Below are 13,722 nucleotides of genomic sequence, written 5' to 3' on the forward strand. Positions count from 1 at the left end.
TCGCAGCGCCGCGAAGTGTGATGCTACTGATGCGGTACCGTAGGCATCATGCGCACCACGGTATCGATCTCTGACGAACTCCTGGCGGCCGCCAAGCGGCGGGCACGCGAACGAGGACAATCGCTCGGGGCGGTGATCGAGGATGCCCTTCGCCGCGAACTCGCCGCGGCGCCCGACTCCAAGCCGCGACCGAAAGTCCCGATATTCCACGGCACCGGCCCACGGCCGGGCCTGGAGTTGACCTCCAACCGCGCCTTGGCCGAAGTTCTCGACGAAGGTCTCGACCTGAACAGGCGTCGGTGAGGATGTTCCTTCTCGACGTCAACGTGGTGCTGGCCGCTCACCGGGGTGACCACCCGGATCACCCGACTGTCCGCCCCTGGTTCGATCAACTGCTCGCTGGTGACGAGCCCTTTGGCGTGCCGAACGTGGTGTGGGCGTCGTTTCTTCGATTGGCGACAAATCGCCGGATCTTTGAGATCCCGACACCGCTAGCCGCGGCATTCGCCTTCATCGAGGCGACCAATGCCCAACCACACCATCTCCCCGCGAACCCCGGCCCACGACACCTGACGCTGCTCCGCGAAATCGCCGAGGAGGCCGATGCCTCCGGCGACCTGATTCCCGACGCGGTGCTCGCCGCAATCGCCGCCGAACATCACTGTGCAGTGGTAACTCTCGATCGCGACTTCGCCCGGTTCACCGCGGTGCGCCACATCCGGCCGACGGTGTGATCACACCAACGGGAGGCCCCTCTTGATCCGCCGGTCCAGATCCCACAGCAGCACGTTGAACGGGAATTTCCGGACGAACCGCGGCATCAGGTTGTTGGCGAACCGCAGCACGGCCATCAACCGGTCGAACCGACGCTGCTTGGCGGCGTCCCACTCGAAGCGCATCTCGTCGCGGAACCGTTGCGGCAGAAAGCCGGCGGTGATCAGCAGGCCGAAACTGTCCAGCCAGCGCTGTACCGGCCCGGGCAGTGTCACGCCGGGCATCCGGCCCACCGCGATCGGATAGAGGTACTCGCGCACGGCGTCGTCGATGTGCACCTTGTCCAGCGACTCCTGCCAGTACCGGTCGAACGCGGCGCGATCGGCCGGCCACATCTCCGGCGGAACCTGCAGAGTGGTGCCCAGCGCCATCCCCTCGCGATAGTGCCGCTCGGCCTCGTCGTCGTCCATTTCGCCGACGAAGATGCGGTAGATGTCGACCCCGCCCTTGTACAGGCAGGCGCCGACCCAGCGCTGCAACTCCGGGTCGAATGCGTTGTAGGCCACCGGGCTTTCGTCCGTCGAATACACCTGCGCGTGCGCACGGTTCACCGCCCGGCGAAACGCCGCCTTCTGCTCGTCGCTGCCCGCGCTGGCCACCGCCAGGTAGGTGAACGTGGTGCGCGCCCGCTTGATCGGATGCAGGTCGACGCGGCCGCTTTCCACCCGGCTTTCCAGCACGCCATAGCCGACGCCGGGACGGGCCAGTTGCATGATCACGTTGGCGGGGCCGGCCAGCAGCGCCACGCCCATCAGGCCGTCGTCCATGCCCGCCGCCCGCAGACGGCGGCGGTTGCGCCGGGCCAACCGCTGGTCGGGCGGATCGCTCACCGCACGCTCGACCTGCCCGATGGGTTCGCTGATCGTCATCGCCACACCTGCCCGCTAATTGTGAGAACGCCTGTTTCCTGATATTGCCGCCCGGTTGACTTCGATGTCAAGATGGTGGCCATGGCCCCGGCGGAGACGACGAGCGTGCGGCCCTATCGGGGCATCGATCCGGCCGAGCGACTGGCCGCGCGTCGCAGTCGCTTACTTGCCGCCGGTTTGGATTTGCTGGGCACCGATCAGCAGGACCCTGCCGAGCTGACCGTACGGGGTGTGTGCCGTCGCGCCGGGGTGGCCGCTCGCTACTTCTACGAGAGCTTCGCCAACAAGGACGAGTTCGTCGGCGCGGTGTTCGACTGGGTGATCGCCGACCTGGCCGCCACCACCCAGGCCGCGGTGGCCGCCGCACCTCCCGAGGAGCAGACCCGCGCCGGCATGGCCAACATCGTGCGCACCATCGACGGCGATCCGCGGGTGGGGCGTTTGCTGTTCAGTTCGCAGCCGGCCAACGCGGTCTTGGTGCGCAAACGCGAGGAGTCCAGCGCCCTGTTCGCAATGCTGTCCGGCCAGCACGCGGGCGCGGTGCTGAGGATGCAGCGCAACGACCGGATCACCGCCACCGCGCATTTCGTGGTTGGCGGCGTCGGGCAAACACTGAGCGCCTGGCTGGCCGGCGAGGTGCGGTTGGATTCCGAGCAGCTCGTCGACCACCTGGCTTCGCTGCTCGACGGATTGGCCGACCCGGCGCTTTACCGCGATTAGTTACCCACCGGCACCCGGCGGTCGGCCGCCGTCTTCGGCACGGCCTTGGCGTCGCTGCCGCTGAATTCCTTTGTCCAGCAAGCAAACTCGAGTGTGATGCCGTCCGGGTCCTGGAAGTAGAAGGATCGCACGTAGACGCCGGGGTGCAGCGTCGCCGAGACCTGCATCTCGCTCTCGTCGTGGTTGAGCACCGGACCGACCCGTACACCCTTTTCTTTGAGCCGCTTTCGGTAGTCGTCGAACTTCTCGGCGGGAACATGGAAGGCCAGGTGGTTCATCGTGCTGACCGCGCTGGTGATGTCCCCGATCCCGGGAATCGCAGCCGGAGACGACACACCCGGCACGCGGTCGGGGGCATCGGCGAACCAGAAGAACGCAACGCAGTCGCCGTTGCCGGCGTCGAAGAAGAAGTGCTGACCCTGACCGCCTGGCAGGTCCAGCGACTTGACCAGCGGCATGCCGAGGATGTTGCTGTAGAAGTCGACGGTGCGGGCCATGTCCGAACACACCAGCGCGACATGGTTGATCCCACCGAGTTCGAATTCGGGGTTGGGGTTGTGCGGCTTGATCATCTGCCGGGCTCCCGTCGGTCGGCGCGCGTATCGCTGATCCGTGCACGAAGATCTGGATCTGAATCTAACATCAGATTCAGCTCTCTTCCAAGGGTCGCATGGGTCGCAGCGAAGGAGGCGCCACCGGTGTACACCGTGTCCGAGCAGCCCGGCCAGCGCGCCGACTTGCCCACGCATCGTGGCCGCCGAACCCAGGCCGCCATCGACGCCGCCGCCAGGGCCGTCATCGCGCGCAAAGGGATTCTGGCCGCCACCATCGCCGACATCGCCACCGAAGCAGGACGCTCGACGGCGTCGTTATACAACTACTACGACTCCAAAGAGGCGATGATCCGCGAGTGGGCGCTGCGATTTCGCGACGAAGCCAATCAGCGTGCGAAAACCGTTGTCCAGCATGGCCTTTCTAATCGCGAGCGGGCACACGAGGTGGCGGCAGCACACTGGCACACGTATCGCAACCGGCTCGCGGAGATGATCAGCGTGTCACAGCTGGCGATGGTCAGCGACGACTTCGCCCAGTACTGGGCCGAGATCTGCGCGGTCCCGGTCTCTTTCATCACCGAAACGGTGCGACGCGCACAGGCCGACGGGTACTGCGCCGACGACGACCCGGAGTTGATCGCGGTGGCGATCGTGGCGATGTTCAACCAGTTCTGCTACCTGCAGCTCAGCGGCGCTCGTTCGTATTTGGCCGGTGACCCAGACGACGAGGCTTGCATCAACACGCTGGCCAACATCTTCTACCGCGCCATCTACTACAAGGAGGTCCGCTGAGATGGCCACCCCTGGAGTCATTCGCGAGTTCATCGGACTGCCCTCACCCACCGCGCGTCGTGCCGGGGCGGGCGGAAACCCCTGTCAGGGGCTGTATCACCGCGGCGTCGGGCGCAAGCCGAAGGTCGCGATGATCGCAACCCACTACCAGATCGACTTCTCCGAGCACTATCTCGCGGACTACATGGCCACCCGCGGCATCGGGTTCCTCGGCTGGAACACAAGGTTCCGCGGCTTCGAAAGCAGCTTCTTGCTCGACCACGCCCTGGTTGACATCGGCGTCGGGGTGCGCTGGCTGCGCGAGGTCCAGAACGTGGAAACCATTGTGCTGCTCGGCAACTCCGGAGGCGGTTCCCTGATGGCGGCCTACCAGTCACAAGCGGTCGAGCCGAACGTAAACCCGCTGCCCGGCATGCGGCCCGCCAGCGGGTTGACCGAGTTGCTGCCCGCCGACGGCTACGTCGCCAGCGCCGCCCACCCCGGTCGTCCCGACGTGCTGACGGCATGGATGGACGCCGCCGTCATCGACGAGAACGACCCCATCGCCACCGATCCGGATCTTGATCTGTTCAACGAAAGCAACGGTCCACCGTTTTCCGAGGAGTTCGTCGCGCGCTACCGCTCGGCCCAGATCGCCCGTAACCACGCGATCACCGACTGGGCCGAAAAGGAGCTGAAACGTGTACGGGCAGCGGGGTTTTCCGATCGGCCGTTCACCGTGATGCGGACCTGGGCTGATCCGCGGATGGTCGACCCGGCCATCGAGCCCACCAAACGTCAGCCCAACATGTGCTACGCCGGGGTTCCGGCCAAGGCGAACCGGTCGGCGCACGGCATCGCGGCGGCCTGCACCTTGCACAACTGGCTGGGGATGTGGAGCCTGCGGACCGCGCAGACCCGGGCCGAGCCGCATCTGGCGCGCATCACCTGCCCGGCGCTGGTTATCAACGCCGACGCCGACACCGGGGTCTTTCCCTCGGACGCCCAGCGCATCTACGACGCACTGGCCAGCACCGACAAGTCGATGTGCACCATCAACACCGACCACTACTTCACCACCCCCGGAGCGCGCAGCGAGCAGGCTGACACAATCGCCAAGTGGATTGCCAAAAGGTGGCGCTGAGAGTCCTCGCCCACTTTGTCCCCGGACAGAAGGTGCTGGATTTCGTTGCGCCCGAAACGGACTGGCTCGACGTCCGGTGGTGCGCCGGCGACGACGACAGCGCGTTCTACCGCGAGCTGCCCGACGCCGACGTGATCTGGCACGTGCTGCGGCCGCTGTCCGGGGACGACTTGCAGCGCGCCCCGAAGCTGCGGCTGGTGCACAAACTCGGCGCCGGGGTCAACACCATCGACGTGCAGGCCGCCACCGAGCAGGGCATCGCGGTGGCCAACATGCCCGGCGCCAACGCGCCGTCGGTGGCCGAGGGCGCGGTGCTGCTGATGCTGGCCGCGCTGCGCCGGCTGCCGGTGCTCGACCGGCTCACCCGTGAGGGCCGCGGCTGGCCGTCCGACCCGCAACTGGGCGAAACCGTGCGCGACATCGGCGGCTGCACAGTCGGGATGGTCGGCTACGGCAACATCGCCAAACACGTCGGCCAAATCGTCGCCGCGATGGGCGCGACGGTGCTGCACACCAGCACCCGCGACGACGGCTTGCCGGGCTGGCGCGCGCTGCCGGACCTGCTGACCGCCAGCGACATCGTCTCGCTGCACTTGCCGTTGACGCCGTCGACGCGACGCCTGCTCGGCCGCGACGAGCTGGCCACCATGAAGCCCGGCGCGGTATTGGTCAACACGTCGCGCGGCGAGATCGTCGACGAGGCAGCCTTGGTGGACGCGCTGCGCACCGGGCCGCTGGCGGCAGCCGGACTGGATGTGTTCGCCGTCGAGCCGGTGCCGCCGGACAACCCGCTGCTGAGCCTGGACAACGTGGTGCTGACCCCGCATGTCAGTTGGTACACCGCCGACACGATGCGGCGCTATCTGATCGAGGCCGTCGCCAACTGCCGTCGCCTGCGCGACGGGCAGCAGCTGGCCCATGTAGTCAACCAACCGACCGGTTATTAGATTGAGGGTGGACGTGGCCCCTACGAAAGGCAGGGCAAGGCGATGCCGATCGCGATAACTCCTGAGCATCAAGACTTGGCCGATTCGGTGCGGTCCCTGGTGGCGCGGGTAGCGCCGTCGGAGGTTTTGCACGCGGCGCTGGAAACGCCGATCGACAATCCCCCGCCGTATTGGCAGAGCGCGGCCGAACAGGGTTTGCAGGGCGTGCATTTGGCGGAATCCGTTGGGGGACAAGGCTTTGGCATCCTCGAATTGGCGGTGGTGCTCGCCGAATTCGGCTACGGTGCGGTGCCGGGCCCGTTCGTGCCGTCGGCGATTGCCAGCGCGCTGATCTCGGCGCACGACCCGGACACCAAGGTGCTGAACGACCTGGCGTCGGGCGCGGCCATCGCCGCCTACGCGCTGGGCCCCGGCCTGACCGCCACCCGGCACGGTGACGGCTTGGTGATCCGCGGCGAGGTCCGGGCGGTGCCGGCGGCCGCGCAGGCGTCGGTGCTGGTGTTGCCGGTGGCCATCGACAGCGGCGAGGACTGGGTCGTGCTGCGCGCCGACCAACTCGAGATTGAACCGGTCAAAAGCGTCGACCCACTGCGGCCGATCGCCCATGTGCGCGCCAACGCCGTCGAGGTCGGCGACGACGCGGTGCTGAGCAACCTGTCGATGACCACCGCCCACGCCCTGATATCCACGCTGCTGTCCGCCGAGGCCGTCGGCGTCGCGCGGTGGGCCACCGACACGGCGTCGGAATACGCCAAGATCCGCGAGCAGTTCGGCAGGCCGATCGGCCAGTTCCAGGCCGTCAAGCACAAGTGCGCCGAGATGGTCGCCGACACCGAGCGGGCCACCGCGGCGGTGTGGGACGCGGCCCGTGCGATCGACGAGGCCAGTCCCGCAGTCGAATTCGCGGCAGCGGTGGCGGCAACGTTAGCGCCGGCAGCTGCTCAGCGCTGTACCCAGGACTGCATCCAGGTGCACGGCGGGATCGGGTTCACTTGGGAGCACGACACCAACGTGTACTACCGGCGCGCGCTGATCCTGGCCGCATCCTTTGGCCGTCGCACCGATTACCCGCAGCGGGTGGTCGACACCGCGACGAGCACCGGGATGCGCGCGCTGAACATCGACTTGGATCCGGACACCGAGAAATTGCGTGAGCAGATCCGCGGCGAGGTGGCCGCGCTCAAGGCGATGCCCCGCGACGAGCGCACCGTCGCGATCGCCGAGGGCGGCTGGGTGTTGCCGTATCTGCCGAAGCCGTGGGGACGCGCCGCCAGTCCGGTCGAGCAGATCATCATCGCCCAGGAGTTCGAGACCGGGCGGGTCAAGCGCCCGCAGATCGGCATCGCGTCGTGGATCGTCCCGTCGATCGTGGCGTTCGGCACCGAGGAGCAGAAGCAGCGGTTCCTGCCGCCGACGTTCCGTGGCGAAATGATCTGGTGCCAGCTGTTTTCCGAGCCGGGCGCCGGATCTGATCTGGCGGGGTTGAGCACCAAGGCCACCAGGGCCGACGGCGGCTGGCGCATTACCGGGCAGAAGATCTGGACCACCGCCGCGCAGTTCTCGCAGTGGGGCGCGCTGCTGGCCAGGACGGACCCGTCGGCACCGAAACACAACGGCATCACCTACTTCCTGCTCGACATGAACAGCGAAGGCGTCGAAGTCAAACCGCTGCGCGAGCTCACCGGCGGCGCGATGTTCAACACCGTCTTCATCGACGACGTGTTCGTGCCCGACGAGCTGGTGCTCGGCGAGGTGAACCGCGGCTGGGAGGTCAGCCGCAATACGCTTACCGCCGAACGGGTTTCGATCGGCAGCAGCGAGGCACCGTTCTTGGCCAACCTCGACGGCTTCGTCGAGTTCATTCGCGACGGCCAATTCGACCAGGCGGCCCACTACCGGGCCGGGCAGTTGATCGCCGAGGGGCATGCCGCCAAGGTGCTCAACATGCGCTCGACGCTGCTGACGCTGGCCGGCGGCGACGCGATGCCGTCGGCGGCGATCTCCAAACTGCTGTCGATGCGCACCGGCCAGGGCTACGCCGAATTCGCGGTGTCCACGTTCGGCACCGACGCCGCCATCGGTGACCCCGAGCAGCTGCCGGGCAAGTGGGCGGAGTATCTGTTGGCCAGCCGCGCCACCACGATCTACGGCGGCACGTCGGAGGTACAGCTCAACATCATCGCCGAGCGGCTGTTGGGCCTCCCGCGCGACCCGTAAGCTTTTCGCGTCGAAATTGCGCTCAGGGTCGTGATTTGTCGAAAACTACAGCCCTGGACGCAATCTGAACGCGCCGCGACACGCGCCCGCCGAAAAACCTAGACGTCCATCTCGCGCAGTTCGCGTTTGAGGATCTTGCCGGTCGGATTGCGCGGTAGCTCGTCGAGGAAGATCACTTCGCGCGGCACCTTGTAGCGCGCCAACTGATCTCTCACGTACTTCTTGACGGTGTCCTCGTCGATGTCGGCGCCTTCCTTCTTGACGACGAACGCGCGCAACCGGTGGCCCCACTCCTTGTCCTCGACGCCAATCGCCGTGGCTTCCACCACATCCGGGTGGCCGGTGATGCAGTCCTCGACTTCGGCGGGGAAGACGTTCTCGCCGCCCGAGACGATCATCTCGTCGTCGCGGCCGCTGATGTAGAGCAGGCCCTTCTCGTCGAAATAGCCGACGTCGCCTGACGACAACATTCCGTCGATGATCTGCTTGCCCCCGCCGCCGGTGTAGCCCTCGAACGGAAAGCTGGTGCCGACGAAGATCCAGCCGACCTCACCCTGGGGCAACTCTTTGCCGTTTTCGTCGAAGATCTTGACCCGCACCCCCTTGACAACAGGTCCGGCCGTCGACGAATTGTATTGCAAATGTTTGGGTTCCGCGATCGTGGCGAACGCGATCTCCGTCGAGCCGTACATGTTGTAGACCACCGGCCCGAAGTCCTTGAGCGCGCGTTCGGCCACGTCGGCGTTCAGCGCGGAGCCGGACGCGAAGATGATCCGCAAGCTCGACAGGTCGGGCTTGGAGTCCATCTTTTCCAGCGCATCAAGCATCCGCGCCAACATCACCGGCACGACCACAACCGCCGTCACTTTGTACTTTTCGATGTCTTCGAGCACCTGCGGCGGCTTGAACTTGCGGTGCAACACCAGCGTCGAGCCCAGGAAAGCCCCGATGGTGGCGTGCAGGAAGCCCAGCGCGTGAAACATCGGCGCCGGCAGCGCCGTCACCTCGCCGGCCTTGAACGGGACATGCGACAGGATGCCGCCGATCGGGGCCAGGGTTGGCGGGGTGCTGCGGTTCGCACCCTTCGGCGTGCCGGTGGTGCCGCTGGTCAAAATGATGATCGAGGAGTGCTTGCTTGCCTTGGGTGCCGGCGTGCCGCTGCTGCGTTCGATCAGTTCCGCGAGCGTCTCATCGGTGCTGCCCGAATCCTTGTCCGAGTCGGGATTGGTCCCCAGGGCCCGCAGCTTGCCCAACGGCGGTTCGGCCTTGCGGACGTCTTCGGTGTACTCGTCGTCGTAGATGATCAGTTTGGCGTCTTCGCGCTCCGACACCTCCTTGATCTGCGGGCCGGAGAACGAGCTGTTCAGCAAGATGATGCGGGCACCGACCCGGGCGCACCCGTACTCCGCGATGGCGAACCAGCGGCTGTTGCGCGCCAGAAGCGCAACCCCGTCGCCGCCTTTGACGCCCTTGTCCAGCAGACCGTGGGCGACGGCGTTGGCGGCGTCGTCGAGTTCCTTCCAGGTCAACTCGCCGTCGTCGTCGATGATCGCCACCTTGTCGGGAGTGCGCCGCGCGTGCAGGGCGGGCAGCATGCCGATCTCGCCCCACTTGCGGATGTCGTTCACCATCGCCGCCACGTTCTGCGGCGCCTCGATCGGGAACCCGCCCGCTTCGAAGATCTTGCGCACGTAGTGCAGTTCGGCCAGGCCGCGGGACGCATACTGCTGGACTTTGGCCACGGCCCCGAACGGGTCAAGCAAACTAGGCATGACCCCACCATATGTGACCCACGTCGCAGTCCGACCGGGAAAATTACCATGAACCCATGACCGGCCCGGTGACCCTGGAAATCGGTGGGCGCCGGGTCCGGATCACCCATCCGGACAAGGTGATTTTCCCGGCTGCCGGCCACACCAAGCTGGACCTGATCCACTACTACCTGGCCGTCGCCGACGGGGCGCTACGAGGTGTGGCAGGCCGACCAATGATCCTGAAGCGTTTCGTCAAAGGCATCGACCAGGAAGCGATCTTCCAGAAGCGCGCGCCCGCCAAGCGGCCGGACTGGGTCGACGTCGCCGAACTGCGCTACGCGTCGGGCACCTCGGCCGCCGAGGCCGTCATTCACGATCCCGCCGGGCTGGCGTGGGCGGTCAACCTCGGCTGCGTCGACCTCAACCCACACCCGGTGCTCGCGCAAGACCTCGACCACCCCGACGAGTTGCGGGTCGACCTGGACCCGATGCCCGGCGTCGAGTGGCCCCAGATCGTCGACGTGGCCGCCGTCGCTCGTGAGGTCCTCGAGGACTACGGGTTGACGCCGTGGCCCAAGACGTCGGGGTCGCGGGGCTTCCATATCTATGCGCGCATCGCGCCGGACTGGACGTTTCGGCAGGTGCGGCTGGCCGCCCAGACGGTGGCCCGCGAGGTCGAGCGACGCGCGCCGGAGCTGGCCACCGCCCGGTGGTGGAAGGAGGAACGCCAGGGGGTGTTCGTCGACTTCAACCAAAACGCCAAGGACCGCACGGTCGCGTCGGCGTATTCGGTGCGGGCCACGCCGGACGCGCGGGTGTCCACGCCGCTGCACTGGGACGAGGTCGCCGGCTGCGATCCGGCCGCGTTCACGATGGCCAGCGTGCCAGCCCGCTTCGCCGACGTCGGCGACCCGTGGGCGGGCATGGACTCCGAAACGGCCGGCCTGGAACGGCTGCTGGTGCTGGCCGAAGAACTCGGCCCCGCCGAGAAAGCGCCGAAAGGCGCCCGCAAACGAGCGGGACCGGGCCGCCGCCAGTCCCCGATGCCGCTCATCGAGATCGCCCGCACCAAGACCAAGGACGAGGCGATGGCCGCGTTGGACACCTGGCGGGACCGCTACCCCGCCGCCGCCGATCGGCTGCAGCCGGCCGACGTGCTGGTCGACGGGATGCGCGGGCCGAGTTCCATCTGGTATCGGATCCGGATCAACCTGCAGCATGTGCCGGAAGACCAGCGGCCGCCACAGGAGCAGTTGATCGCCGACTACAGCCCATGGCCGACGCGTTAAGTGGCCCGCCGCGTCGCTGTATAGGAGAGAATCGCTGCATGCGCGCGACTGACCGGGTTCTGGGTCGGCGCGAATTCCTGGGCGTTGCCGGCGCGGCCGGGCTGCTGACCGCCGCGGCCGCGTGCTCGTCGCACAAACCGGCGCCAAGGACCGATGGCGCTGGGCCCGTGACGATCCCGCATGTGTTCGGCGAGACAACCATCCCGGCGCCACCCAAGCGGGTGGTCAGCGCCGGCTACACCGGACAGGACGACTTGCTGGCGGTCGGGGTCGTGCCGATCGCGGTGACCAACTGGTTCGGCGACCAGCCGTTCGCGGTGTGGCCCTGGGCCCAACCGAAACTGGGCGACGCCAAACCCGTTGTGCTGAACCTGGATAACGGAATTCCGGTCGACCAGATCGCCAGACTGAAACCGGATCTGATCGTGGCGACCAACGCCGGCGTCGACGCCGACACCTACCAAAAGCTCGCCGCAGTCGCGCCCACGATCGCACAGGCCGACGGCGAGGCGTTCTTCGAACCGTGGAAGCAGCAAGCCACCGCCATCGGCCAAGCGGTCTTCCAAGCCGACCAGATGAAGTCACTGATCGACGGCGTCGACCAGAAGTTCACGTCGCTCGCCCAGCAGAACCCGCAATTCAAGGGCAAGAAGGTACTGCTGCTGCAGGGTCGGCTCTACCAAGACAATGCCGTGGCGACTACGGGTTGGCGTACGGAGTTCTTGACCCAGATGGGTCTGGTGGTCAGCGACAGCATCGCTTCATTCGCCGTCGATTCGCAGCGCGCGTTCATTCCTCGCGACAAGATGCAGGGCGTGCTCGCCGCGGCCGACGTGCTGATCTGGACCACCGACGGCGAGCAGGATCAGCAGGCGCTGCTGACCGTCCCCGAGGTGGCCGCCCGGCAGAGCCACAGCGTTTTCACCACCAAGGATCAAGCCGGCGCAATCGCCTTTGCCTCCCCGCTGAGCTACCCGGTGGTGGCCGACCAATTGCCGCCGCTGATCACGAAAGCCCTTGGCGTCTAAGCATTTGCTAAGGCTGCTCTGGCAGTGCTCGAAAAATTCTCGCCGCCTCGCAAACCCGGAGTTACTGTCGAGTAATGAGCGTGGCACTGGATCTGACGGTGGCCAACACCGTCCTCGACTACGGCGATCGGGCGCTGCTGCTGCAGTTCGACAGCACCGCCGAGGTGCTGGCGGCCACCGCTGCGCTGCGCGAGGCGGCGCTGCCCGGCGTCCTCGACATCGTCCCGGCTTCCCGCACCGTGCTGGTTAAGCTCGACAGCCCGCGCTACCAGGGCGTCGTCCGTCATCGCCTGCGCGGGTTGCGGGTGGATACCGACACCGTCGAGACCGCGCCGCCGCACGGAAGCGTCGAAGTGGTGATCGACGTCGTCTACGACGGCGCCGACCTCGCCGAGGTCGCCGAGCGCACCGGGCTGAGCACCGCTCAAGTCATCAACGCGCACACTTCGACGCCATGGCGGGTCGGATTCGCCGGTTTCGCACCGGGTTTCGCGTACCTGGTGGGCGGCGACGAGCGGCTGGCGGTACCACGGCGATCGGAGCCGCGGCCCTCAGTGCCGGCCGGCGCGGTGGCCCTGGCCGGTGAGTTCAGCGGCATCTATCCGCGTCGGTCCCCCGGCGGGTGGCAGCTGATCGGCCACACCGACGCGGTCCTGTGGGATATCGACCGTCCCAACCCGGCGCTGCTGACGCCGGGCATGTGGGTCCAGTTCCGAGCCGCGTAAGGAGATCACCGGTGACCACTTTGGAAATCCTGCGCACCGGACCGCTGGCACTGGTCCAGGACCTCGGACGGGTCGGACTCGCCCACCTCGGCGTCACCCGGTCGGGGGCCGCCGACCGCCGTTCGCACACCCTGGCCAACCGACTGGTGGCCAACCCCGACGACCGCGCCACCATCGAGGTGACCTTCGGCGGTTTTTCGGCCCGGGTCCGCGGCGGCGACGTCGACATCGCGGTCACCGGCGCCGACACCGACCCGACGGTCAACGGAATTGCCTTCGGCAACAACAGCATTCACCACGTCCGCGACGGCGACGTGATCTCGCTGGGCACGCCGTACTCCGGCCTGCGCAGCTATCTGAGCGTCCGCGGCGGCATCGACGTGACACCGGTGCTCGGCTCGCGCAGCTACGACGTGATGTCGGCGATCGGGCCGCTGCCGCTGCAGCCCGGTGACGTGCTGCCGGTCGGCGAGCACACCGACGACTACCCCGAACTCGACCAGGCGCCGGTCGCCGGGATCGACGAGCACCTCGTGGAACTGATGGTGGTGCCCGGCCCGCGCGACGACTGGCTGGCCGATCCCGACGCGCTGGTGCACACCATCTGGATGGTCTCCGACCGCAGCGACCGGGTGGGGATGCGTCTGGAGGGACGGCCGCTGCAATACCGCTGGCCGGATCGTCAGCTACCCAGTGAAGGAGCCACCCGCGGCGCAATCCAGGTGCCGCCCAACGGTTTACCCGTGATACTGGGCCCGGATCACCCGGTGACGGGCGGCTATCCGGTAGTCGGCGTCGTCGCCGACGACGACGTCGACAAGCTGGCCCAGGTGCGCCCCGGCCAATACGTCCGGCTGCACTGGTGCCGGCACAGGTCGCCGCTGGCGGCGGTTTCCGGCTCCGTGACGGCGGGCCCCTCGGCCTGGTAGA

14 protein-coding genes are annotated in these 13,722 nt (G+C 67.1%); 11 read left to right on the plus strand and 3 right to left on the minus strand.

Going from position 1 to position 13,722, the window contains the following annotated elements; all coding sequences use genetic code 11:
• Positions 1 to 48: 48 nt before the first annotated feature.
• Positions 49 to 303, plus strand: coding sequence for a ribbon-helix-helix protein, CopG family (locus G6N47_RS05955; protein WP_083131787.1), 255 nt, complete (start codon positions 49 to 51; stop codon positions 301 to 303).
• 2 nt (positions 304 to 305) lie between these two features.
• The gene (locus tag G6N47_RS05960) at positions 306 to 734 is read left to right on the plus strand and encodes a type II toxin-antitoxin system VapC family toxin (protein WP_083131786.1); all 429 of its coding nucleotides are present in this window, start codon (positions 306 to 308) and stop codon (positions 732 to 734) included.
• Here the strand turns inward: G6N47_RS05960 and G6N47_RS05965 are convergent, their stop codons facing one another.
• Positions 735 to 1,643 carry an oxygenase MpaB family protein gene (locus G6N47_RS05965; protein WP_083131785.1) on the minus strand — a complete coding sequence of 303 codons (909 nt, stop codon included), beginning with the start codon at positions 1,641 to 1,643 and terminating at the stop codon, positions 735 to 737.
• 81 nt (positions 1,644 to 1,724) lie between these two features.
• Here G6N47_RS05965 and G6N47_RS05970 point away from each other — a divergent pair, with 81 nt between their 5' ends.
• Positions 1,725 to 2,363, plus strand: coding sequence for a TetR/AcrR family transcriptional regulator (locus tag G6N47_RS05970; RefSeq protein WP_372517504.1), 639 nt, complete (start codon positions 1,725 to 1,727; stop codon positions 2,361 to 2,363).
• On the opposite strand, the gene G6N47_RS05975 is transcribed toward G6N47_RS05970, so the two are convergent.
• Positions 2,360 to 2,935, minus strand: a complete 576-nt coding sequence (locus G6N47_RS05975) for a VOC family protein (RefSeq protein WP_083131783.1) — start codon at positions 2,933 to 2,935, stop codon at positions 2,360 to 2,362. The genes G6N47_RS05970 and G6N47_RS05975 overlap by 4 nt on opposite strands.
• A 135-nt stretch (positions 2,936 to 3,070) precedes the next feature.
• Between G6N47_RS05975 and G6N47_RS05980 the strand changes: the two genes are divergently transcribed.
• Genes G6N47_RS05980 through G6N47_RS05995 form a run of 4 tightly spaced genes read left to right on the plus strand, consistent with a single transcriptional unit; the run spans position 3,071 to position 7,996 of the window.
• The gene (locus G6N47_RS05980) at positions 3,071 to 3,709 is read left to right on the plus strand and encodes a TetR/AcrR family transcriptional regulator (protein ID WP_232080312.1); all 639 of its coding nucleotides are present in this window, start codon (positions 3,071 to 3,073) and stop codon (positions 3,707 to 3,709) included.
• 1 nt (position 3,710) lies between these two features.
• Positions 3,711 to 4,832, plus strand: a complete 1,122-nt coding sequence (locus tag G6N47_RS05985) for an alpha/beta hydrolase (protein ID WP_083131781.1) — start codon at positions 3,711 to 3,713, stop codon at positions 4,830 to 4,832.
• Complete coding sequence (locus tag G6N47_RS05990; protein ID WP_083131832.1) at positions 4,829 to 5,779, plus strand: 2-hydroxyacid dehydrogenase; 951 nt, start codon at positions 4,829 to 4,831, stop codon at positions 5,777 to 5,779. The genes G6N47_RS05985 and G6N47_RS05990 overlap by 4 nt, the downstream gene beginning before the upstream one ends.
• 42 nt (positions 5,780 to 5,821) lie before the next feature.
• A complete protein-coding gene (locus tag G6N47_RS05995) occupies positions 5,822 to 7,996 on the plus strand; it encodes an acyl-CoA dehydrogenase (RefSeq protein WP_083131780.1) in 2,175 nt (724 codons plus the stop codon).
• A gap of 98 nt (positions 7,997 to 8,094) precedes the next feature.
• On the opposite strand, the gene fadD2 is transcribed toward G6N47_RS05995, so the two are convergent.
• Positions 8,095 to 9,768 carry a long-chain-fatty-acid--CoA ligase FadD2 gene (fadD2, locus tag G6N47_RS06000; protein ID WP_083131779.1) on the minus strand — a complete coding sequence of 558 codons (1,674 nt, stop codon included), beginning with the start codon at positions 9,766 to 9,768 and terminating at the stop codon, positions 8,095 to 8,097.
• Positions 9,769 to 9,824: 56 nt separating this feature from the next.
• On the opposite strand from fadD2, the gene ligD reads away from it, so the two are divergent.
• The 4 genes from ligD to G6N47_RS06020 all read left to right on the plus strand — a co-directional run bounded on the left by ligD (position 9,825) and on the right by G6N47_RS06020 (position 13,721).
• On the plus strand, positions 9,825 to 11,039 hold the full coding sequence (ligD, locus tag G6N47_RS06005; RefSeq protein WP_083131778.1) for a non-homologous end-joining DNA ligase: 1,215 nt from the start codon (positions 9,825 to 9,827) through the stop codon (positions 11,037 to 11,039).
• Between the two features lie 38 nt (positions 11,040 to 11,077).
• Positions 11,078 to 12,067, plus strand: a complete 990-nt coding sequence (locus tag G6N47_RS06010; protein WP_083131777.1) for an ABC transporter substrate-binding protein — start codon at positions 11,078 to 11,080, stop codon at positions 12,065 to 12,067.
• Positions 12,068 to 12,141: 74 nt separating this feature from the next.
• The gene (locus tag G6N47_RS06015; RefSeq protein ID WP_083131776.1) at positions 12,142 to 12,792 is read left to right on the plus strand and encodes a 5-oxoprolinase subunit B family protein; all 651 of its coding nucleotides are present in this window, start codon (positions 12,142 to 12,144) and stop codon (positions 12,790 to 12,792) included.
• Positions 12,793 to 12,803: 11 nt separating this feature from the next.
• The gene (locus G6N47_RS06020) at positions 12,804 to 13,721 is read left to right on the plus strand and encodes a 5-oxoprolinase/urea amidolyase family protein (RefSeq protein WP_083131775.1); all 918 of its coding nucleotides are present in this window, start codon (positions 12,804 to 12,806) and stop codon (positions 13,719 to 13,721) included.
• Position 13,722: the final 1 nt, after the last annotated feature.

The sequence above is a fragment of the Mycobacterium branderi genome, assembly GCF_010728725.1.
Classification (GTDB): domain Bacteria; phylum Actinomycetota; class Actinomycetes; order Mycobacteriales; family Mycobacteriaceae; genus Mycobacterium; species Mycobacterium branderi.